General features: G+C 71.7%; 22 protein-coding genes and 2 tRNA genes. 6 read left to right on the top strand and 18 right to left on the bottom strand.

Annotated features, from left to right (window positions below):
* Nucleotides 1–15 precede the first annotated feature (15 nt).
* The 8 genes from CRM73_RS04475 to rpsB all read right to left on the bottom strand — a co-directional run bounded on the left by CRM73_RS04475 (nucleotide 16) and on the right by rpsB (nucleotide 7,326).
* Nucleotides 16–1,647 (bottom strand): cation acetate symporter, encoded by a 1,632-nt coding sequence (locus tag CRM73_RS04475; RefSeq protein WP_017834136.1) that lies wholly within the window; start codon nucleotides 1,645–1,647, stop codon nucleotides 16–18.
* Nucleotides 1,648–1,650: 3 nt separating this feature from the next.
* Nucleotides 1,651–2,031 carry a DUF485 domain-containing protein gene (locus CRM73_RS04470; RefSeq protein WP_017834135.1) on the bottom strand — a complete coding sequence of 127 codons (381 nt, stop codon included), beginning with the start codon at nucleotides 2,029–2,031 and terminating at the stop codon, nucleotides 1,651–1,653.
* A gap of 164 nt (nucleotides 2,032–2,195) precedes the next feature.
* On the bottom strand, nucleotides 2,196–2,804 hold the full coding sequence (locus tag CRM73_RS04465) for a DivIVA domain-containing protein (RefSeq protein ID WP_095651366.1): 609 nt from the start codon (nucleotides 2,802–2,804) through the stop codon (nucleotides 2,196–2,198).
* Nucleotides 2,805–2,829: 25 nt separating this feature from the next.
* Nucleotides 2,830–3,786 carry a phosphatidate cytidylyltransferase gene (locus CRM73_RS04460; protein WP_017834133.1) on the bottom strand — a complete coding sequence of 319 codons (957 nt, stop codon included), beginning with the start codon at nucleotides 3,784–3,786 and terminating at the stop codon, nucleotides 2,830–2,832.
* The gene (frr, locus tag CRM73_RS04455) at nucleotides 3,786–4,343 is read right to left on the bottom strand and encodes a ribosome recycling factor (RefSeq protein WP_017834132.1); all 558 of its coding nucleotides are present in this window, start codon (nucleotides 4,341–4,343) and stop codon (nucleotides 3,786–3,788) included. The genes CRM73_RS04460 and frr overlap by 1 nt, the downstream gene beginning before the upstream one ends.
* A 126-nt stretch (nucleotides 4,344–4,469) precedes the next feature.
* Nucleotides 4,470–5,243 carry a UMP kinase gene (gene pyrH, locus CRM73_RS04450; RefSeq protein ID WP_017834131.1) on the bottom strand — a complete coding sequence of 258 codons (774 nt, stop codon included), beginning with the start codon at nucleotides 5,241–5,243 and terminating at the stop codon, nucleotides 4,470–4,472.
* A 233-nt stretch (nucleotides 5,244–5,476) separates the two neighbouring features.
* Complete coding sequence (gene tsf / locus CRM73_RS04445; RefSeq protein ID WP_017834130.1) at nucleotides 5,477–6,307, bottom strand: translation elongation factor Ts; 831 nt, start codon at nucleotides 6,305–6,307, stop codon at nucleotides 5,477–5,479.
* A gap of 110 nt (nucleotides 6,308–6,417) precedes the next feature.
* A complete protein-coding gene (gene rpsB, locus CRM73_RS04440) occupies nucleotides 6,418–7,326 on the bottom strand; it encodes a 30S ribosomal protein S2 (RefSeq protein WP_017834129.1) in 909 nt (302 codons plus the stop codon).
* Nucleotides 7,327–7,766: 440 nt separating this feature from the next.
* Here rpsB and CRM73_RS04435 point away from each other — a divergent pair, with 440 nt between their 5' ends.
* Complete coding sequence (locus CRM73_RS04435; RefSeq protein ID WP_229586947.1) at nucleotides 7,767–8,345, top strand: M23 family metallopeptidase; 579 nt, start codon at nucleotides 7,767–7,769, stop codon at nucleotides 8,343–8,345.
* On the opposite strand, the gene CRM73_RS04430 is transcribed toward CRM73_RS04435, so the two are convergent.
* On the bottom strand, nucleotides 8,327–8,575 hold the full coding sequence (locus CRM73_RS04430) for a hypothetical protein (protein ID WP_017834127.1): 249 nt from the start codon (nucleotides 8,573–8,575) through the stop codon (nucleotides 8,327–8,329). The two genes, CRM73_RS04435 and CRM73_RS04430, sit on opposite strands and share 19 nt — an antisense overlap.
* Nucleotides 8,576–8,729: 154 nt before the next feature.
* On the opposite strand from CRM73_RS04430, the gene CRM73_RS04425 reads away from it, so the two are divergent.
* Nucleotides 8,730–9,302, top strand: coding sequence for a hypothetical protein (locus tag CRM73_RS04425; protein ID WP_229586946.1), 573 nt, complete (start codon nucleotides 8,730–8,732; stop codon nucleotides 9,300–9,302).
* 207 nt (nucleotides 9,303–9,509) lie between these two features.
* A complete protein-coding gene (locus CRM73_RS04420; protein WP_229586945.1) occupies nucleotides 9,510–10,757 on the top strand; it encodes an ion channel protein in 1,248 nt (415 codons plus the stop codon).
* Between the two features lie 22 nt (nucleotides 10,758–10,779).
* Here CRM73_RS04420 and CRM73_RS04415 read toward each other — a convergent pair whose 3' ends face one another.
* Both CRM73_RS04415 and CRM73_RS04410 read right to left on the bottom strand, forming a co-directional pair.
* Nucleotides 10,780–11,610, bottom strand: a complete 831-nt coding sequence (locus CRM73_RS04415) for a class II glutamine amidotransferase (protein ID WP_229586944.1) — start codon at nucleotides 11,608–11,610, stop codon at nucleotides 10,780–10,782.
* Between the two features lie 72 nt (nucleotides 11,611–11,682).
* Nucleotides 11,683–12,204: a DUF1269 domain-containing protein gene (locus CRM73_RS04410; protein WP_229586943.1), complete on the bottom strand. Its 522-nt coding sequence runs from the start codon at nucleotides 12,202–12,204 to the stop codon at nucleotides 11,683–11,685.
* Nucleotides 12,205–12,515: 311 nt separating this feature from the next.
* Between CRM73_RS04410 and CRM73_RS19900 the strand changes: the two genes are divergently transcribed.
* Nucleotides 12,516–13,784 (top strand): AI-2E family transporter, encoded by a 1,269-nt coding sequence (locus CRM73_RS19900; RefSeq protein WP_370658520.1) that lies wholly within the window; start codon nucleotides 12,516–12,518, stop codon nucleotides 13,782–13,784.
* On the opposite strand, the gene CRM73_RS04400 is transcribed toward CRM73_RS19900, so the two are convergent.
* From CRM73_RS04400 to CRM73_RS04375, 6 genes are all read right to left on the bottom strand, one after another.
* A tRNA-Ile gene (locus tag CRM73_RS04400) sits at nucleotides 13,744–13,817 on the bottom strand. The two genes, CRM73_RS19900 and CRM73_RS04400, sit on opposite strands and share 41 nt — an antisense overlap.
* Nucleotides 13,818–13,850: 33 nt before the next feature.
* Complete coding sequence (locus CRM73_RS04395) at nucleotides 13,851–15,146, bottom strand: glycosyltransferase (protein WP_229586941.1); 1,296 nt, start codon at nucleotides 15,144–15,146, stop codon at nucleotides 13,851–13,853.
* Entirely contained in the window at nucleotides 15,143–16,138 is a 996-nt protein-coding gene (locus CRM73_RS04390; protein ID WP_035926345.1) for a DMT family transporter, read from the bottom strand. The genes CRM73_RS04395 and CRM73_RS04390 overlap by 4 nt, the downstream gene beginning before the upstream one ends.
* 166 nt (nucleotides 16,139–16,304) lie before the next feature.
* Nucleotides 16,305–17,162, bottom strand: coding sequence for a phage holin family protein (locus CRM73_RS04385; RefSeq protein ID WP_229586940.1), 858 nt, complete (start codon nucleotides 17,160–17,162; stop codon nucleotides 16,305–16,307).
* A gap of 159 nt (nucleotides 17,163–17,321) precedes the next feature.
* Nucleotides 17,322–17,729 carry a hypothetical protein gene (locus tag CRM73_RS04380; protein ID WP_141246824.1) on the bottom strand — a complete coding sequence of 136 codons (408 nt, stop codon included), beginning with the start codon at nucleotides 17,727–17,729 and terminating at the stop codon, nucleotides 17,322–17,324.
* Nucleotides 17,730–17,882: 153 nt separating this feature from the next.
* Nucleotides 17,883–19,109 (bottom strand): heparan-alpha-glucosaminide N-acetyltransferase domain-containing protein, encoded by a 1,227-nt coding sequence (locus tag CRM73_RS04375; protein ID WP_255662419.1) that lies wholly within the window; start codon nucleotides 19,107–19,109, stop codon nucleotides 17,883–17,885.
* 295 nt (nucleotides 19,110–19,404) lie between these two features.
* Here CRM73_RS04375 and CRM73_RS04370 point away from each other — a divergent pair, with 295 nt between their 5' ends.
* Nucleotides 19,405–19,668 (top strand): hypothetical protein, encoded by a 264-nt coding sequence (locus tag CRM73_RS04370; protein WP_115162527.1) that lies wholly within the window; start codon nucleotides 19,405–19,407, stop codon nucleotides 19,666–19,668.
* A 305-nt stretch (nucleotides 19,669–19,973) separates the two neighbouring features.
* Nucleotides 19,974–20,693, top strand: a complete 720-nt coding sequence (locus CRM73_RS04365) for a hypothetical protein (RefSeq protein WP_115162526.1) — start codon at nucleotides 19,974–19,976, stop codon at nucleotides 20,691–20,693.
* 345 nt (nucleotides 20,694–21,038) lie between these two features.
* Here CRM73_RS04365 and CRM73_RS04360 read toward each other — a convergent pair.
* Nucleotides 21,039–21,111, bottom strand: a tRNA-Asn gene (locus CRM73_RS04360).
* Nucleotides 21,112–21,139: the final 28 nt, after the last annotated feature.

Here is a 21,139-nt window from a genome sequence, read left to right as displayed (position 1 = left end):
GGGAGCGGGAATCCGTCAGTGGGCGACGGGCTTCTCGGCGCCGATGCCTGTGAGGGAGCGCACCTCCATCTCGGACTGCTTGATCGGGTCCTCGAGACGGCGCTCCGTCATGGAACCGATGAAGCCGAGCAGGAAGGAGGCCGGGATCGAGACGATGCCCGGGTTCTGCAGCGGGAACCACGCGAAGTCGGCGGTCGGGATCATCGACGTCTCGGAGCCGGACATGACCGGGGAGAAGACGATGAGGCCCACCGAGAGGATCAGGCCGCCGTACATGGACCAGACCGCGCCCCGGGTGGTGAAGCGCCGCCAGTACAGGGAGTACAGGATGGTCGGCAGGTTCGCCGAGGCCGCGACCGCGAAGGCGAGCGCCACGAGGAACGCGACGTTCTGGCCCTGGGCGCCGATGCCGCCCGCGATGGAGACGAGACCGATGACCACCACCGTGGTCTTCGCCACCTTCAGCTCCTTGCGGGGATCGGAGTTCCCCTTCTTGATCACGCTGGTGTAGATGTCGTGGGCGAACGAGGCCGAGGCCGTGATGGCCAGGCCGGCGACGACCGCGAGGATCGTGGCGAAGGCCACCGCCGCGATGATGCCCATCAGCAGGGACCCGCCGAGCTCGAAGGCCAGCAGCGGGGCCGCGGAGTTCACGCCGCCGGGTGCCGCCTGGATCCGCTCGGCGCCGATGAGGGCCGCCGCGCCGAAGCCCAGGATGAGGGTGAAGAGGTAGAACAGGCCGATCAGCGAGATGGCCCAGACCACGGAGGTGCGCGCCTCCTTGGCCGTGGGCACCGTGTAGAAGCGCATGAGCACGTGGGGCAGGCCCGCCGCGCCGAAGACGAGGGCCAGGCCCAGGGAGATGAAGTCCAGCTTGCTGGTCTCGCTCACGCCGTACTTCAGGCCCGGCTCGAGGATGGCCGGGTTGCCGGAGACGGCGACCGCGTCACCGAGCAGGGAGGAGAAGTTGAAGCCGTAGAGCGCCAGGATCCAGACGGTCATGACCGCCACGCCGGAGACCAGGAGCACCGCCTTGATGATCTGCACGTAGGTGGTGCCCTTCATCCCGCCCACGAGGACGTAGACGATCATGAGCACGCCCACGACCACGATGACCAGCGACTGCCCGACCCGCGAGCTGATGCCCAGCAGCAGCGACACCAAGGCGCCCGCCCCGGCCATCTGGGCCAGCAGGTAGAACGCGGACACGGCGAGGGTGGAGATGGACGCCGCGACGCGCACGGGGCGCTGGCGCAGGCGGAAGGACAGGACATCCGCCATCGTGAACTTGCCGGTGTTGCGCAGCAGCTCGGCGATCAGCAGCAGCGCCACGAGCCAGGCCACGAGGAAGCCGATGGAGTAGAGGAACCCGTCGTAGCCCTGGAGGGCGATCGCGCCCACGATGCCCAGGAAGGACGCCGCCGAGAGGTAGTCGCCCGCGATGGCCAGGCCGTTCTGGGTGCCGCTGAAGCCACGGCCGCCGGCGTAGTAGTCGGCCGCCGTGGACGTGGACTTCGAGGCGCGGAGGACGATGACCATCGTGACGACGACGAACGCGCCGAAGATGGAGATGTTGATCCAGGGCGTGCCGACCGTCTCCGTGGTGGCGGCCGTCATGGGCGCGAGCGCGGTGTGCAGCTGGTGCATCGGTCAGTTCTCCTGTCCGTGGACGCCGCCGGTGGTGCCGAGGCTGGGCTCGAGACGCTCCCGGATGGCCGTGGCCTTCGGGTCCAGCTTGCGGTTGGCGAAGGACACGTAGGCCCCCGTGATGGCAAAGGTCGTGACGAACTGGAGCAGGCCCAGGACGACGCCGAGGTTGACGTTGCCGATGACCTGGATGGCGAACAGCTGCGGCGCGTACATGGCGAGCACCACGTACAGCAGGTACCAGACCAGGAAGGCGACGGCGAGCGGGAAGACGAAGCCGCGATGGGTCTTCCGCAGCTCCTGGAACTCTGGCGACCGCTGGGCCGCGGGGAAATCGATGTCGGCGACGAGGTCGTCGGCGTCGATGGGTGGCTGGGTGGACATGGGCTACCTCCTCATGTGATGTGGCCCACACTAGGCCGTTGTATGCACAGGAGCAAGGCGTGACACCCAAAAGTTGCTTTTCAGGGGTCAGGATGAACACGGAACGGCGTTTCTGGACGAGGACCGGTCCAGCATGTATACACAGAGGCTTCGGGGAGCCTGTTTCAGCGAGAGGCCAGGAGCAGTTGGACGGCGCGGTCCAGGAAGGCGTCCACCTGCTGCTCCTCGTAGCTGCGCTCCCCCTGCGCGGGCGGGAACACGGCCCGGCGCAGCTCGGCCGGCGCGAGGTCCGCGGCGCCCTCCAGCCGGGCGCCCAGGCGCTCGCAGAGGACGTCCACGTGGGCCGCGGAGTAGCCCTGGGCCCGCGGCCGGGAGGGGCGCCGGAAGCGCTGCGTGCGCGGCCGGTCGAGACGGTTCCGGAGCAGCCGGGTCAGGGCGTCGACGTGCTCCTGCCAGGCCTCGGGGCCCCGGTCGCGCAGGCACTGCTCGCGCTCGGCCGCGGCCAGCGCGTCCTCGGCCGCGTCCAGCAGCCCGTCGACGGCCTCCGGCCGGTAACCGCCCCGCGCGTCGGCGAAGACGGCGGCGCGCACCTGAGTGCTCAGCACGGCCCCGGACCGGTGCGCCGGTCCGGGACCGGGCGGCGCGTCCTGCAGGGCCGCGTGCACGCCGGCCAGGAGCTCGTCCACCTGGACGACGTCGTAGCCGCGCTCGGCCTCGGTGCACCGCGGGATGCGGGCGGTGGCCGGCCGGGCTCCGGGGCGGTCGGGAGGCATGGGCTGCGGGTCCTGGACGCCGGGCTCAGGCGCTCGCGGCGAAGAGCTCGAACAGCAGGTACCCGGCGGGCACGGCGAAGAGGATGGAGTCGATCCGGTCCATCACGCCCCCGTGGCCGGGCAGGAGGGTGCCCATGTCCTTGATCCCCAGCTCGCGCTTGACCATGGACTCGGAGAAGTCGCCGAGGGTGGCGGCGAGCACGAGCACCGCGGCGAGCACGGCGCCCTCCCACCAGGCGTGGTCGAGCAGCAGCACGGCGCACAGGACGCCGATGAGCACCGAGCCGCCCAGCGACCCGGCGAAGCCCTCCCAGGACTTCTTGGGGCTGATCCGCGGCGCCATGGGGTGGCGGCCCCAGACCACGCCCACGGCGTAGCCGCACGTGTCCGAGCCGACGGCCAGCAGGATGACCGTGAGCACCTTCAGGGGGCCCGCCTCGGTGTGGTAGAGCAGCAGGGCGATGCTCAGCAGGAAGCCCACCCAGACCAGGGCGAACACGGAGCCCATGATGGACAGGATCATGCCGTCCCGGCCCCCCAGGGCCCGCCAGACGATCACGAGCGTCAGCCCCACGATCACGGCCATCATCAGCGCCTCGCCGCCACCGGCGAACGCGGCGACCGGCATCAGCACGCCCGCGGTCACCGCCGGGACGCGCGGGATGACGATGCCGCGGTAGCGCAGGGACCGGCCGACCTCCCAGACGCCGATCCCCGCCGCCGTCCCGGCGAAGAGCGCCAGGACGAGGGGCTGGACGAACAGCCCGACGAGCAGGGTCCCGATGAGCACCACGGCGACGCCCACGGCGGCCGGCAGGTTCCGGCCGGCGCGGGAGGGGGCGGTGTGCCGGCGCCCCGGCGTGCCGGGGGTCGTCGCGGCGCCGGCCCGGACGGGCGCCGGCCGGGCACGCGGGGAGAAGGCCCCCCCGGCGGTTCCCGGGGAAGCCTTCGTCTCCTGGTGCGGTCGCGGCTGGTCCGGCATCAGACCTGCAGCAGCTCCGCTTCCTTGTTCTTGAGCATCTCATCGATCTGGTCGATGTGCTTCTTGGTCGCGGCGTCGAGGTCCTTCTCGGCGCGCTTGCCCTCGTCCTCGCCGATGTCGCCGTCCTTGACGGCCTTCTCGATCTGGTCCTTGGCGTGCCGGCGGATGTTGCGCACGGAGACGCGCGCCTCCTCGGCCTTGTGCCCGACGACCTTGACGTACTCCTTGCGCCGCTCCTGCGTCAGCTCCGGCATGACCACGCGGATGACGTTGCCGTCATTGGCGGGGTTCGCCCCGATGTCCGAGTTGCGCAGCGCCTTCTCGATGTCGTTGAGGGCGGAGCGGTCGTACGGCGTGATGAGCAGCGTGCGGGCCTCGGGGTTCTGGAAGGAGGCGAGCTGCTGGAGCGGGGTGGGAGTGCCGTAGTACTCGACCAGCAGGCTCGAGAAGAGGGAGGGGTTGGCCCGGCCCGTGCGGATCGCGGCGAAGTCCTCCTTGGCGCCTTCCACGGCCTTGCCCATCTTGGTCTTCGCTTCGGACATGGTCTCTGAGATCACGTAGGGGCTCCTTCGTCGTGTCGCACGGAGTCCTCCGCGCGGGGTCGGTTCGGCCGGTCGCCGCGCGGGAACCACGCCGCCCGGCCGTGCTCGCCCCAGTCTAACCGGGGGCCGCCCGGCACCGGCTCACGCGGTGACGAGGGTGCCGATCTGCTCCCCGAGGATCGCGCGGGTGACGTTGCCCTCGCCCTCCATGCCGAACACGCGCATCGTCACGTCGTTGTCGCGGCACAGGCTGAAGGCCGTCTGGTCCATGACCCGGATGTCGCGGGCGAGGGCCTCGCCGTAGGTGAGGGTGGACAGCCGCTGGGCGTCCGGGTTCGTGCGGGGGTCCGCGGTGTAGACGCCGTCCACCCCGTTCTTCGCCATGAGGACCTCGTCCGCGTGGACCTCCAGGGCCCGCTGGGCCGCGACGGTGTCGGTGGAGAAGTAGGGCAGCCCGGCGCCGGCGCCGAAGATCACGACGCGGTCCTTCTCCATGTGCCGGATGGCCCGGCGCGGGATGTAGACCTCGGCCACCTGCTCCATCTTGATCGCGGACTGCACCCGGGTGTCGACCCCGCACTGCTCGAGGAAGTCCTGCAGGGCCAGGCAGTTCATGACGGTGCCCAGCATCCCCATGTAGTCCGCACGGGAGCGGTCCATGCCGGCCTGGGAGAGCTCCGCGCCGCGGAAGAAGTTGCCGCCGCCCACCACGATGGCGGTCTCGACCTGGCCCACGGTGGCCGCGATCTGCTCGGCGATGTCGCGGACCACGCGCGTGTCCACCCCGATGGAGCCGCCGCCGAAGACCTCGCCCGAGAGCTTCAGCAGCACCCGGCGGCGGGCGGGGGCGACCCGGGGGTCCCTGCTCAGGCGCAGGGCCTCGTCCTTGATCTCGGAGGCTGAAGTGGTGGGCATGGTTCCTCCCGGCGACGACGGAGCTGCGTGGACCGGCTCGGCCCCGCGAGGGTGCAGCTGGCGCGGGGGGGCGGGCCTCCCTCAGCATACAGAACGCGTCCGCCCCCGGGCGCCGGCCCCCGGGGCCTCGAGGGCGTCGTCGCAGGCGGGACCGGGAACGACGACGGAGGCGCCCCTGCCGCGCAGGAACGCCTCCGTCGCGAGCGGGCGCCGGGCGCCCGGGAGAGGGCCGGTCAGGCGCCGACGCGGAAGCGGGCGAAGGCCGTGGCGGTCGCACCGGCCTCCTCGAGCACCTTGCCGACGGTCTTCTTGGAGTCCTTGGCGAAGTCCTGGTCCAGCAGGACGACGTCCTTGAAGTAGCCCTTGAGGCGGCCGTTGATGATGTTCGGCAGGATCTTCTCCGGCTTGCCCTCGGCGCGGGCCGTCTCCTCGGCGACGCGCTTCTCCGACTCGACGGTCTCGGCGGGCACGTCCTCCTGGGAGAGGAACGTCGGGGACATCGCGGCGATGTGCACGGCGACGTCGTGGGCGACCTGCCCGGCGTCGGCACCGGCCACGGCCAGCAGCACGCCGACCTGCGCCGGGAGGTCCTTGGAGGTCTTGTGCAGGTAGACGGCCACGTTGTCGCCCTCGACGCGGGCGATGCGCCGGACGACGACCTTCTCGCCGAGCAGGGCACCGGTCTCGGTGACGAGCTCGGAAACGGCCTTGCCGTCGACCTGGGCGTCCATGAGGGACTCGAGCGTGGTGGCGTCGGCGGCCACGGCGGCGTCGAGCACCTTGTTGCCGAACTCGACGAACGGGGCGGACTTCGCCACGAAGTCGGTCTCGGAGTTGACCTCGACCATGTACCCGACGGTGCCCTCGACGCGCGCGGCGACGAGGCCCTCGGCCGTGGCCCGGCCCTCGCGCTTGGTGACGCCCTTGAGACCCTTGACGCGGATGATCTCCTGCGCCTTCTGGAGGTCGCCGTCGGCCTCGTCGAGCGCCTTCTTGACGTCCAGCATGCCGGCGCCGGTGCGCTCACGCAGGGCCTTGATCTCGGTGGCGGTGTAGTTCGCCATGGAAACTCCTCACTCGGTCGGTGGTGCCGGCCGGGGCGGGCACGGGCCCGCCCCGGCCGGCCTCGGGCGGGGACGGTGCCCCGCCGGGGGAAACGGACGGTGGACGGAGACTACTCGGCGGCGGTCTCGGTCTCGGCCGGGGCCTCGGCGGGAGCCTCGGTCTCGGCCGGGGCCTCGGTCGCGGCGGCGGTCTCGGCCTCGGCCGGGGCAGCGGTCTCGGCCGGGGCCTCGGTCGCGGCGGTCTGCTCGGCGGCGTGCTGCTCGAGCAGCTCGCGCTCCCACTCGGCCATCGGCTCGGCGGCCTGGTCGGCACCGCCGGACTTCTTGTTGTGGCGCTCCATGAGCCCCTCGGCCACGGCGTCGGCGATCACGCGGGTCAGGAGGTTGACGGAGCGGATGGCGTCGTCGTTGCCCGGGATCGGGAAGGCGACCTCGTCGGGGTCGCAGTTGGTGTCGAGGATCGCGACGACCGGGATGCCCAGCTTCTGGGCCTCGTCCACCGCGAGGTGCTCCTTCTTGGTGTCCACGATCCAGATCAGGGAGGGGGCCTTGGTCAGGTTGCGGATGCCGCCGAGGGTGCGCTCCAGCTTCTCCTTCTCACGGCGCAGGAGCAGGAGCTCCTTCTTCGTGTACTGCGAGCCCGCGACGTCGTCGAAGTCGATCTCCTCGAGCTCCTTCATGCGCTCGATGCGCTTGGAGACCGTGGCGAAGTTCGTGAGCATGCCGCCGAGCCAGCGGTGGTTCACGTAGGGCATGCCCACGCGGGTGGCCTGCTCGGCGATGGCCTCCTGGGCCTGCTTCTTGGTGCCGACGAAGAGGATGGTGCCGCCGTGGGCCACGGTGGTCTTGACGGCCTCGTAGGCGCGGTCGATGAAGGACAGCGACTGCTGGAGGTCGATGATGTAGATGCCGTTGCGCTCGGTGAAGATGAAGCGCTTCATCTTCGGGTTCCACCGGCGGGTCTGGTGGCCGAAGTGCACGCCGCTGTCGAGGAGCTGGCGCATGGTAACGACGGACATGTCGTCTCCTGGTCTCTCGTGCGGGAGGGCGTGCGACGACGCCCGGCCCGCGGGTTCGGTTCTCGGCTGCGTCCGGCGGACGAGCCCCTGGTGCAGCGGTGGACGGACCCTGCGGGTCCGTCTCCCGGCCGCCGTGCCGCACCCCGCCGGGACGGGGAACGCGGACCGGGGCGGCCGGACCGGGACGGGAGGTCCCGGCGGCGCTGCGCGCGAAGTCAGCTGCTCGCCACCGCGCCGTCGGCTCCGGCGTCGGGGCCGGGTCCGGGTGGGCGCGAGGGCGCGCCACGAGAGGCGCCTCAGAGCACACTGCGGGATCGAGTGTACTACAAGGGCCTCGTCCGCCCTGCACCCGGCCGGGGGCTGCCGGAGGGGCCCCGGGACCGTCCACAGCACGGGGCCGGGCGGCCCTCCGCCCGGCCCCGGTGGCGGACAGTCGGGACATGCCCACCGGACCCTCCCCGCTCCTCCGTCTCCTGCACCGGCCCCGTGCCCGGACCGGGCCGGCCGGCGTGGTGGGGCTCGCGATCGTGCTCGTGCTGGGGGTGCTGCTCCCCTCCCCCGGTTCGGCGGCCCAGGGGTGGGCGTGGCCCCTGTCGCCGCGGCCGGCCGTGGTGGGCGAGTGGGCCCCGCCCGCCCAGCGGTGGGCCCGGGGCCACCGGGGCGTGGACCTGGACGCGGGCCCGGGCGCCGCCGTGCGCGCCCCGGCCGCGGGAACGGTGGCCTTCGTGGGGTTCGTGGTGGACCGCCCGGTGCTCACGCTCGACCACGGCGGGGGTCTGCGCTCGAGCTTCGAGCCCGTCGAGTCGTCCCTGGTCCCCGGGGACCGGGTGCACCGCGGCCAGGTCGTGGGCGTGCTGCGCGGCCGGGACCACTGCGGGCCGGGAACCTGCCTGCACTGGGGCGTGCGCCGGGACGGCGACTACGTCAACCCGCTGCAGTTCGTCGGCGCGCTCGAGCCGTCGGTGCTGCTCCCCGTGCCCGAGCGGCTGCGCGCGGCCGCTCAGCCCTCGTCGTCCTGAGCGTCGTCGACGCCCTCCTCGACCTCCTGCTGGACCTGGTCGGCGCCCTCCTCGACCTGACCGGCGCCCTCCTCGACCTCCTGCTGAACCTGGTCGGCGCCCTCCTCGACCTCCTGCTGGACCTGGTCGGCGCCCTCCTCCACGTCCTCGGTGGAAGTGTCGCAGCCGGTCAGTGCGGCGAGCGCCAGGGCGGCGACGGACAGGAGGCTCCACGGCGTGCGTCGGCTCATCTCGGCGTCCTCTCGGTGGGTGGTGCGCGGATCGGACCACCAGTGCACCACATCCGCGGGGGACGCGCACCCGGTGGACGGCGCGGGCCGGCGGGTGCGCCCTCCCCCGGGCGGACCGTGGTTGCGGTGGCCCGGGATTGCTACTGTGGTGCCGATGTCTTCAGCCGACGAGGAGTCGATCAGCACCACGCCTGGACGGGCCGCAGGGGTCGTCGCCGTGGGCATGTGCATCGCCGTCTGGTGGCCCGCCTTCACCCTGGGTGCCTGGGGACAGCTCTTCTTCGACCAGAAACTGACCGTCTGGGTCGCGGCGACGGCGGCGCTGTTCGTCGTGCTGTTCCGCCGCCACGGAGAGCAGCGGCGCAAACACCGGGCCGCCGCTCTGCTGGTCCCCACGCTGTGGCTGGTGCTCGCGATCGTGGTCGAGGACGACGGAGGGTTCCTCGACGTGCTGACCGAGACCCTCGGCGTCGCCGTGGCCTTCCTGGGGATCCCGGCGACGATGTGGGTGCTGGCACGCATCATCTGGCCGGAGTTCGGCGAGGGCTCCCTGTCCCCGGCGCGGCGCTTCCTGGTGATCGCCCTGGTGCTGTCCATCGCCGCCGCCTCCTACCTGCTCGGGGTCAACCACGCCGCGTTCCTCACGTGCGAGGACTTCGTCGTGAGCGGGAACTCTGAGCCCGCCGGCTGCACGCCCGGAGCGCGGAGTCCCCTGTCCGACCAGTGAGGGTGCACTGACTGCCGGCCCTTTCCGAATCGTCTGCGCCGCGGTCGATGCGGCAGGCCGGGTTCCGGGCGCGCGGCCGGCTCACCCGTGCGGGGTGAGGACAGCGACGGCCACGAGCGGGACGGTGGACGTGCACGGATCCGGTGACCTGACGATGGGCGACCACTCATGGCCGATACGAGTACGCACGAGGGACCGACGGTCCGGATGCAGCTGCAGCTCGCGGGTCCGGCGGTCCTCGTCGGCGCCGTCTCGGCGCTGGGCCTGTTCGTGGTGGACGAACTGGCGCTCGTCGTCGAGCACCTCCTCTGGTCGAGCCTGCCCTCGGCGTGGGAGGTCGATCCGGAGTCGGGCTGGTGGATCTTCGGGGTCCTCGCCCTGACGGGCCTGGTCGTCGGTCTCGTGGTGCAGTTCGTTCCCGGACACGGCGGCCGTGACTCCGCGACCACGGAGCTGATCGCGCCGCCGCTGGCGCTGAGCGCGGTTCCCGGCCTGGTCCTCGTGACAGTGCTGGGCCTGGCCGGCGGGGTGAGCCTGGGACCGGAGATCCCCATCATCGCCGTCAACACCGCGGTCCTGGTGGCACTCGTGGCCCGGTGGCGGCCCGGGGTGCCGACCGGGCTCGTCGTGATGACCACCGCCTCCGGAACCGTCGGCGCCCTGTTCGGGACACCGGTCGCGGCCGCCCTCGTCTTCACCGGAGTCGTCGCCGGGTTCAAGGACGGGGGCGCCCTGTGGGACCGGCTCTTCCTGCCCCTGGCGTTGGCAGCAACGGGCGCGGTCACCATGCGCTGGCTCGACGGGCCCCAGCTGCCCGATGCGGGATTCCCGCCGCTCGGCACCCCCGGTGCGGTGCATCTGGCGACCGGCCTCGCCGTGGCGGTGGGCGGCACCCTGACGGGGCTGGCCGCGGTGCACGCGTTCCCCCACGTGCACCGGTTCTTCCACGGCCTGCGGCATCCGGTGCTCTACACCACCCTCGGCGGCCTCCTGCTCGGGGGCCTGGGGGTCCTGGGCGGTCCGCTCACCCTGTTCAAGGGCGCGCACCAGATGGGCGAGCTCGTCCGGAACCCGGCGGAGCACTCCCCGCAGGAGCTGGTCCTGGTCCTCGTGGTCAAGCTCGCAGCACTGCTCGTGGCCGCCGGCGCCGGCTTCCGGGGCGGGCGCATCTTCCCCGCCGTCTTCATGGGTGCCGTCGTCGGCCTCCTGGGCCACGCGCTGATCCCGGGGATGCCGCTGGGACTGGCCATCGCCTGCGGAATCCTCGGCGTGGTCCTGCCCGTGGCGCGCGACGGGTGGATCGCCCTGTTCATCGCCGTCGCGGTGGTCGGCGACATCACCGTGCTGGTCGTCCTGAGCCTCGTCGTCCTGCCCCTCTGGCTCATGGTGTCCCGGGCGCCCGAGATGATGGTCGAACCGCCTCCGGCGCGCGTCGGGACGGAGCCCGCCCCCTGACCGGCACGTCCCCGGGTGCGGCTCAGGCGGCCGCGGGGGCAAAGGGGAAGAGGTCCACCGCTCCTCCGTGCACGACCACGCAGGTGGACTCCGGCACCTCCTGCCACGCACCGCGCAGATCCCCCAGGGGCTCGGACACCACCATCCGCGAGTCCTCGGAGACGTCGTGGAGCATGGCGTGGTCCGGGTACTGGGCGCGCAGCGCCGAGACGTCAGCGCTGTGGAAGAGCGATCGGGAGCGGCCTTCGCTGGAGTAGCGGAACGCCCAGATGGTCTCCCCGTCGGTGGTGGCCACCGTCATCTGCATCGGGTCCGGGACGCCGTGCCGGCGCCCGGCCTCCTCGACGAGTCCGACCGCCGCGGCCACCGCCGCCGGCGGGTCCTGCGTCAGGCCGAGGGTCAGGGCGAGGTAGAAGAAGACCTCCGAGTCCGTGGATCCCTCGATCTGCGGGAAGAGCCCGGGATCCACGGCCAGGACCAGGTCCCGCTTGAGGGTCAGGAAGTCCCGGATGAGCCCGTTGTGCATCCACAGCCACCGGTCGTGACGGAACGGGTGGCAGTTCGTCTGCTGGACCGCCGTCCCGGTGGTGGCGCGGATGTGGGCGAACACGTGGCTCGGCGATGCATGCAGCGCCAGTTCGTGCAGGTTGCGGTCGTTCCAGGCCGGCTCCGTGCTGCGGAACAGCCCCGGTGTCGGCCGGGACCCGTACCAGCCGACGCCGACGCCGTCGCCGTTGGTGGTCTCGACGCCCAGGCGCGAGTGCTTGCTCTGCATCACCAGAGAGTTCGTGGGTTTGAACAGCAGGTCCTCCAGGCTCACCGGTGAACCGGTGTACGCCAGCCAGCGGCACATCTCATCCTCCCCTGCGGGGTCGTCGGCCCGCGACCGTCCGTCGAGCGTCGTGCGGGACGCGGCCCCGGCCGATCAGCTCCTGTCGTCGGCGGACAGCGCGGCGGCCGGGTCCTCGGCGAACGCGCTGAGCAGCTTCTCCTCCTGGTCCCGGGAGAGGTTGGTGTGCACCAGGTGCATGTCCTGGCCGGCGAAGGCCTCCTGGACCCGGTCCAGCACGGCACCGGAGGTGAGCACGAACAGCGCCGAGGTGCCCGGGGTGACCTCGTCGCGGACCCGGTTGATGAAGCCGTCGTCGATCCCGGTGTCGGTCAGCATCCCGCTCAGGGCCCCGGCAGCGGCTCCCACGGCCATGCCCAGCAGGGGGACGAAGAAGATCAGGCCGAACAGCATGCCCCAGAAGGACCCGCCGAGGGCACCGGCCCCCACCAGGTTGTTGAGCTGCCGGGTCCGGGGCTTCTTCTTCCCCTCCGGCCACGTCACGATCGCGGCGTCGTGGACCCGGATCAGTTCCTGTGTCGTCAGTCGCTGCAGGGTCTGTGCCGCGGCCTCGGCCCCCTCGGCGGTGGTGAACTTCCATACGGTCAGAGTGGCCATCGTCCTGCTCCCGAAGTCGTGCGGCGGTGTGGTGGTGGTGCTCGTCGAGGTGGACGGGACGGGCGCGTCGGCCCGCGGCGGTCCAGCGGCCGCAGGCCGCCGGGCACGGGCCTCGGCGTCCGTGCTCGCCGACCCGTTCCCAGGATGGACGTCCGCGCCCGGTCACGGCTCACCCGTGGTGGGTGAAAACCGGGCGCGGCCCGACGCTGCTCCCGCCCGGGGCACCGGTCCTCGCCGGGCTTCACCCGCGGCGGGTGAAGCACCCGCGTCCCGGATGACCGACGGTGGACACCACGGCAGGGAGGCACGTGATGGCGGAACGGACGAGCGCCGAGACCCCGGGGCCCGGCGGAGGGACCACGGCGCTGCTGGACGGCAGACCGCTGGTGGTGCTCGTGGGACTCGCTGCGGTGGTCGTCGTGGTGATGGGGCTGCGGGCGATGTCGGACCTGCTGAGCCTGGTGTTCCTGGCCCTGGTCATGACGGTGGCGGCCCATCCGCTGCGAGGGTGGTTCCAGCGCCGGGGCCTTCCGGGGTGGATGGGCACCGCCGTCGCCCTGGTCGCCGTCTACACCGCGATCCTGGCCCTGTCCGTCTCCCTGCTCATCGCCGGGGCGCAGTTCGCCACCCTGATCCCGTCCTACCAGGCGGAGCTGGACCGGATGCTGGACGGCGTGACCGGCGGCCTCGAGCAGCTGGGCATCGGTGAGGAGCGGCTGGCCCAGATGTTCGCGGGATTCGATCTGGGGCGACTGGCCGAGTTCGCCGGCGGACTGCTCGGCGGGCTGCTGGGACTGCTCTCCGACGTGTTCTTCATCGTGACGCTGGTGCTGTTCATGGTGGTCGACGCCGGGAGCTTCCCCCAGAAGCTGGCCCGCCTGCGGGGGGCCCACGGGGAGCTCGCCGCGGCGCTGCGGGGCTTCGCCGCCGTGAGCCGCAAGTACCTGCTGGTCACCACCGTGTTCGGACTCGTCGTGGCGGTGATCGACACCGTGGCCCTGGCCTGGCTGGGCGTCCCCGTCGCGGTGCTGTGGGGACTGCTGGCCTTTGTGACCAACTACATCCCCAATATCGGCTTCGTGATCGGCGTGGTCCCGCCGGCGATCATTGCGCTGCTGGAGGGCGGTCCGGGGCTGATGCTCGCCGTCGTGGCGGTCTACAGCGGCATCAACGTGGTGATCCAGTCCTTCATCCAGCCGAAGATCGTGGGCGACGCCGTGGGACTGTCCGCCACCATCACCATGCTGTCCCTGGTCTTCTGGGCCGCGACCCTGGGGGCGCTCGGCGCGCTGCTCGCCGTGCCGCTGACCCTGTTCTTCAAGGCCGTCCTCATCGACGCCGACCCCCGTGCCCGGTGGGTGACGCCCCTGCTCTCCGGAGGGACGGCCCGGGCCCCTGCCCCGGCGCCGGCCGGCGGCGGCGCGGACCGCGGCGTCCCCGCGGGAGCGGGCGCCCCGGGAGGACCGGTGCGGCGGGATCGGCCGCCGGCGGAAGAGCCCGTTCCACCAGGCGGTCGGCCTGGCGGAACGGGTTTCTCGGTAGGGCCGGTGGGGCTTGAACCCACGACCGAAGGATTATGAGTCCTCTGCTCTGACCAGCTGAGCTACGGCCCCGCGCCGGGACGGGCCCGGCGGCGCAGCACCACGTTACCGCACGAGGGAGGCCAGCCTGGTCCGGATCCGTCGTGGCCCCGCGGCGCGGGCGCGCGCCGGCTCCTGGTGCTCGCGCGCTCCCGGAGCAGGAGTGCGCACGGACTCCGGGTGCTCGCCGCGGTAGAGCCGCAGGAACGTCTCCAGGGTCCGCGGGAAGCTGTGCTGCGCGACCTTGCGGCGGCTCTCCCGGCCCATCCGGGCGCGCTCCTCGCGCGGGGCGCCCAGGACGAGGGCGAGCTTGCGCGCCAGGTCCTGGGCGTCGCCGGGGGCGAAGAGCCAGCCGTTGACGCCGTCCTCGGCCAGGTGCGGCAGGGCCCGCGCGTCGGCCAGGACCACGGGCCGGGACGCCGCCATCGCCTCCAGGGTGACCAGCGACTGGAGCTCGGCCGTGCCCGGCTGGCAGAACACGTCGGCCCGCAGGTAGGCCGCGCGCAGGCCCTCGTCCGGGACGTAGCCCAGGAAACGGACCCGGTGGGCGACCCCCAGGGCACGCGCCAGCTTCTCGAGCGCGGGCCGCTGCTCGCCGTCGCCCACGATCTCCAGGTGGGCGTCGAGCTCGGCGGGCAGCACGGAGATCGCCTCGATGAGCACGTCCACGTTCTTCTCCACCGCGAGCCGGCCGGTGAACAGGACGGTCGGGTGCGCGGCCGGCTGCCGCCGCTCGCCGTCGTGGGCCTCGTAGTCGGCGATCCGGATTCCGTTGGACACGGCGAGCACCGTGTCGGGGAAGCCGTTGCGGCGCATGGCCTCCACCGCGAGCGGGGTCGGTGCGGTCACCACGTCGCAGGCGCCGAACACCCGCACCATGTCCCGCCACGACACCGCGCGGTAGCGGTTCAGAACCCATGCCGGGAACGGCAGGAACGGCTCCAGGTTCTCGGGGACGAAGTGGTTGGTGGCCACGGTGCGGATGCCCCGCCGCCGGGCCTCCCGCACCAGCATCCGGCCGAGGATGTAGTGGCACTGGACGTGCACGACGTCGGGGCGCACCTCGTCCAGCACGCGGCGGATCTCCCCGGCCACCTGCCACGGGAAGCACAGGCGGAAGTACGGGTGGGTGAAGGCCCGGTGGGAGCGGAGCCGGTGCTCGACCACGCCGTCGTCCTCGGCCCGGTACGACGGCCCGGGGTCCGGCCGTGCGCACAGGACGTGCACCCGGTGGCCCTGCTCGTGCAGGCCCCGGGCCAGACGGTGCCCGAACTGCGCGGCCCCGTTGACGTCCGGGGGGTAGGTCTCGGCGCCCAGGAGGACGGTCAGGGGGCGTGCGGCGGAGGGGGTGTGGGCGCTCAAGCGTGTCTTCCCGGTCGGTCGTGTGCGGGGCGGTCGGATGCCGTGGGGCGGTCGGATGCTGCGGGGCGCCGTGCGGCGGAGCCCGAGGGGGGCTGCGCCCGGTCCTGCCGTGCGCGTTCGGCCCGGCGCTCGAGCACCTCCGGGTGGTGCTGCGAGAGCACGGCGACCCCGACTATAGCAACGCCGCCTGCCGCGGCCATGAGCATCCCGACCGGGACGGAGAAGCCCGGCACCGCCTCGCCCAGCACCAGCAGCCCCAGGAGGACGCCCACCATGGGGTCGATCACGGTCAGCCCCGCGATCACGAGGTCCGGCGGACCCGACGCGAAGGCCGTCTGCACGAACCACCCGCCCAGCACGGCGGCGACGACGGCGGTGCCCGCGGCCAGCCAGTTGACGTCGTCCAGGGGCGTCCCGGCGCTGCCCTGGATGCGGATCAGGGTCAGCCGCACGAGCACCGCCACGAATCCGTAGAGGATGCCGGCGCCCACCACGTAGAACGTCCCGCCCAGGCTGCGGCCGAACATCGCCGCGGAGACCCCCAGGACGCAGATCAGCACCACGAGCATGACCACCACGGTGTGCTCGGCCCACCGCGAGATGCCCCGGGCGGGGTCGGTCGCCGCCACGGCGCACGTCACGAAGACCGCCCCGCCCGCGGTGCACAGTCCGATCGCCGTCCAGGTGCGCCGGTTGATCCGCAGCCGGCGGTGCCGTGCGTGCAGCAATGTGGTGATCACCAGGGCCACCACGCCGATCGGCTGGACCACCGTCACGGTGGCGAGTCCCAGGGCGGTGACGTTGAGGCCGGTGCCGAGGCCCAGCAGGGTGAGACCCAGCAGCCAGCGGGGACGGCGCAGCAGGACCGCGATGCTGCGCAGGCGCAGCCGTCCCTTCGCGACGTCCGCCACGGCACTGCCCTGCTGCTGCGTCCCGACGGCCAGGCACACGGCCGAGAGCAGCGCCAGGGCGACCGCCAACCACTGGCTCATGGCATCCACCGATCTGTCGTCACGCCCGGGAGTCTATCGAGCCGGCCCGCCCGTCCGGCCCGGGGCGCGTGGACACCCGGTGAACGCACGGGGAAGGCCCGGAAGCCTGTGGCTTCCGGGCCCTCGACCGGTGCGCTCGTCCACGGGGAACCCATGGACGGCGACGTCACCGGAACAGCTTGCGGAGGAAGACGACGAACGCGCTCCCCGCCACGGCCAGCACCGTGAGCGGCTGCCACCGCTCGCCGAGGCCGGACCCGGCGGACGAGCCGGAGGTCGAGCGGGACTTCGCGCCGCCCTGGGCGAGGAGGCCCTTCACGTCCTTCGGGGTGGTCTTCACGGTGCGGCTGGTGCGGTCCACGAAGCCCTTGGTGGTGGACTGGATGGTCTCCGCACGGCCCTGCACGTCGTCGCGCAGCGTCTTGAGGTGCTCGCGGCGCAGCTTGAGCCGGTGCCGCAGCTGCTCCTCGGTGGGCGCCGGGGGCTTCTGCTGGGCCGGGTCCTGCGCGGCCTCCCGCTTCTCCTGCTCCTTGCGCTCGCGGGCCAGCTGCTCCTCGCGCTGGACACGGCTCTCGGTGTAGGCGGAGCCCTCCTTGACCACGCCGAGGTCGTACTTGACCCCGAAGAGCGCCTTGCGCGGCACGAGCGGAAGGGCCTTCTTGATGGTGGACACCCCGATGAGCGCCGCGACGGTCAGGATGATCAGGAACAGCACGGCGAGCAGCAGGGCGGCCAGCCAGGCCGGCATGATCTGCGACAGACCCGCGATCGCCGCGCCGACCAGGGCGATCGTGGCGAGCAGCAGGAACACGAGGCCGACGACGACGAAGGCCGCGCCCTTGCCCAGCGTCTTCGCCTTCTCCGTGAGCTCGAGCTTGGCGAGCTGCGCCTCGTCCTTGAGCTGCTTGGGCAGCAGCCTGGCGAAGACCTTGACGACATCGAGGATCGACGCCGATCCGGGATCGGAGTGCTCCGACCCCGCTCCCGACGCTCCGCCCGTGCTGGGGCCTACCGAATGACTCATGCCCGCCTCCGTTGATGATGAGAAAAGTACGTGGACTGAGCACCAAGCTACCATCGGGGACGCCGCCGGCGGGCGCGCACGGGCCGGTCGTCCGCCGGAGCGGCGCACACGGAAGGTGCCCGTCCGATCGCCGGACGGGCACCTTCCGTGTGCGGGTGACTAGTGCCGCTTCTTGTCGTCCTTCTTCTCCTTGTTGTCGACGAAGTGCACCTTGACGTACTCCTTCTTGCCCTTCTTGCCCTTCTCGTCGGAGCAGACGAGGACCTTCCACTTCGCGTCGTGCTTGTCGACGGACCACGCCTGGCGCCGCAGGTCCTTGAGCGCCCGCTCGCTCTTCAGACCGCACTTGTTGGCGGCCCGCTTGGCGGCCTTGTCATAGGACAGGTCCTTGGTCTCGACGCTCTTCTTGGCCCCGTTCTTCTTGTAGGTCTCGATGTGCACGACGACCTTGCCGTCCGTGGTGTCCCTGTCGCCCCACCCCCCGGCGAGCGCCGGCGTCATGGACCCACCCGTCACGAGCAATCCCGCCAGTGTGGCGGCGGCCAGCCTGCTGCGCAGATTTTTCACTTTGTCCCCCTCGTCGGAAAAGATGAGGTGAGCCTAAGTCCGGCCTGACTAGGGGTTCAATAGCAAATCTTGACAAAGACAAATCATTACGTTCACAAATCGGCTCTGTCACGAGCGCGACCCGTCGGTAGTATCCAGGACCCCCGCCCGGGCCTAGTGGCGCCCCGCCCCGGAGGATCCCAGGAACCGTCGCCGCGCACTCTTCGTCACGGCGCCGAGCGCCCGCTCCAGCGGCCCCTGCCCCATGGTCCGCTGCCACGTCACGGCGAACAGGACCGCCGACACGAGCTGGACGGCGAGCCACAGATGGGGCCGGTCCTCGTGGACCTCGAACGACAGGACGACCAGGTGCGCGGTGTACAGGGTCAGGGTCATCGAGCCCATCGCCGACAGGGGCAGCAGCCAGGCGCCGACCACGCGGGAGATCAGCAGGAAGGCGCCCAGGACGGCCATGCCCGTGCCGAGGCTGACCGCGATGGCCAGGGGGGTGTTGGTGTGCGGCGCGTCGACGGCGAGCGACCACCAGGTGTCGGTGGGCAGCCAGTCCTCGCCCCAGACCAGGATCTTGTCCAGTTGCCTCGCGTCCCCCGACGAGGAGGCCAGCAGCCGTTCGTAGCCGCCGAGGCCGTGGAGCAGGACGTACGAGGCCGCCTGCGCGCAGACCGACAGACCCACGCCGACCGCCAGGAGGCGCAGCTGGGTCGCCCTCCTCCGCAGATCGAGCCGGCCGAGCCCCATGCCGGTCAGCAGGTAGGTCAGGTAGGCGAGCGCCGGATAGGTGCCGGTCAGCAGCAGCTGGGCCGCCGTCGCCCCCGGCTCCGTCAGCAGCTCCCCGAACGCGGGGTTGTCGGCGACGGGCTCGGGCAGTGCGTCGCGCAGCGACTGCATGAGCACCGGAGCCACGAGCAGGAAGACCGCCGCCGAGCCGAACAGCGGCTTCGGGCCCGCGCGCAGGAAGGGAACGGCCAGGAGGAAGAACACGCCGTAGTAGATGAGGATGTTGTCCGCCGGCAGGTCGTCGGCCAGCAGGGATCCGATGGCCAGTCCCAGCACCGCGATCAGCACCGCCCGCACCACGAGCGCCACACGGTCGGCGCCCAGCTCCCGGGCTCCGTGCGGGCGGGGTCCACCGGTGGACAGGGCGAGTCCCACGCCCGCCAGCAGCGCGAACAGCGCCGCCGAGTCCCCGGAGAAGAGGATCTGCGACCAGGTCGGCTCGCCGGTCTCGTCGTCGGAGGACGGCAGGACGTGAACGGACATGAGACCGATGAGCGCCAGACCGCGGGCCGCGTCGACGCCGGTCAGACGCCTCGACGGCTTCCCCGCGGCGCCCCGCTCCCGGGACGGGGCGGGTCCGCCTGCCCTGGCCGACCAGCGCATGGTGCCCCCTGAGATGCCGAGCCTCGTCCGGAAGCCCGCCGAGGATGCGGTCCGGTGCGTCCAGGATCTCGGCTCGTCCGGGACCGCCCTGGACTCATGATGCGCCCCGGACTTCCGTGCCCGCTAGGAGAAACATAAGGATTCCATAAGACCTGCGCGCGCCTCGGACCGGGGCGGGCAGTCCGCTCCCCGCCGCTTCCGCCCTGTCGGGCAAAGAGCGGGCATTACTTTTGCCACTGGATGCGGGTCAATGGAAGGGAGCTTGATCCGAGCTCCCGCCGGAAGGACGACCACCATGACCGCCATCCCCCGGGCCCATCCCGCCGAGTCCCTCGTCCGGGCCGGCGTCGTCGGCGCGCTCGCCGCCCGCGGCGTCACCGTCACCTCCGTCGAGATGCTGTTCGACGGCCAGGAGTGGGCCGTGACCGTGTCCCACCACCCGCCCGACATGTCGGAGAGCGACGTGCGGGTGGCGGTCTGGACCGCCGTCCTCAACTACACGGCCGTCTTCGACGTGCCGGCCCCTGCGGAGGGGGTCCGGATCAGCGTCACCGGCTGACGCGCGACGCGCCGGGGCGTCACGGCCATGAGGTTGGCCGCGTCGTGGGTGCGACACCGTCGAGGTGCCCCTGAACGCCACGGACGAGCAGGTCCGGGCCGCAGCCCGCGAGCTCGCCGCCGAGTACGCGCACTGGAGGCAGTGGGTAGCACTCCTAGGCGGTCACCGACCGGCCGGGAGTGATACCGGCGGCGAATGCGCTGGAGAAACCATAGGGCTGTCTCAGCATCACCACAGGGCCAGTCCGTACAAATGGATCATGACCCGGGGCTACCGTATCCGGGTCAGACCCCGAGGAGACCCCCGTGGAGCACGAGCCCCCTGTCGAGCACGACGCGGACGCAGAGGTCGCCGCCGCCCTGGAATCCCGCCATCCGGGACTGCAGTTCCGCCGTGACGAGGACGGGGCGCTGCACCGCTTCAGTGACATCCCGCTCACGGCCACCGGCGTGCTGTCCGGTCGCCCCTTCGTCTTCACCTACCGGGGCGACCTCGCCCGCTTCCGTGTGTGGCCCACCGGCACCCAGACCCCGAGCGTCCATGACCACCGGCCCTCCGGGTTCCCGAAGCTGGAGTCCTCCCGCGGCAAGATCGTCGGCGACCCGCTGTCCAGCTCCCTGACGGCCGACCAGCTCATCGAGGTGCTCGGCGAGATGATCAAGATGGCTCTCACCCATCTGAAGCCGGGCCCCGACTCCCTCCTCCCGGTCACGATCACCATGCCGGGTAGGCTGCTGGAGCCCGAGCAGGTCACCGCGCTGCTGGCGCCGTTCACCGGCCGGGACCTGCCGCCGCAGGAGGCGTTGCTGGACTGCGCAGATCTGAGCAGCTTCTCCCTGGAGGCCCTGGGCCTGCTGGCGGAGCGCACTGCCGACCTGTTCAACATCATCACCCTGGTCGGGGCCAGTACCGAGCTCGCCGAAGCGTTCACCGACGATGCGCAAACAGAGGCGATACGCCACATGAAGCACGCCCTGATGGCTCGGCGCCGGGCCGAGCGCGAAAGGCGCGAGGGGCGCGGCTGAGACGGGCTGTCAGCACACATGGTCTCCTGACCCGCGCGCGGCCGCCCGACACCAGAGGACTCCCTGATGATCCTCACTCGCCCCCAAGGAGGCGGCCACCGCCCTGGAGGACCGATTCCTTCGCCCTGCTCCTGAAGCACCGGGGCGATCAGTTCCCACAGGCGGTCATCGACCATCCACGACTGCGTCCTCGTCGTCGTGCAGGCACTGTGAACCACTCACACACGAGTGAGCAATGACGGACCGGGTCCTGAGACCAGGTCCCGGTGTCCCCAGGATGCAGCCGTCGTCGGGGACGACGGAGGCCCCCACCGGCGTTTCCGCCGGTGGGGGCCTCCTGTGCTGCTCCCCCGACTGGACTCGAACCAGTAACCCTTCGATTAACAGTCGAATGCTCTGCCAATTGAGCTACGGGGGACCGTGCACGCGGACGTGCAACGAGCCAT

The organism is Kocuria sp. CCUG 69068, from assembly GCF_020833785.1.
Taxonomy (GTDB): Bacteria; Actinomycetota; Actinomycetes; order Actinomycetales; family Micrococcaceae; genus Kocuria; species Kocuria rosea.
This window is presented reverse-complemented; position numbering and strand designations above follow the sequence as displayed.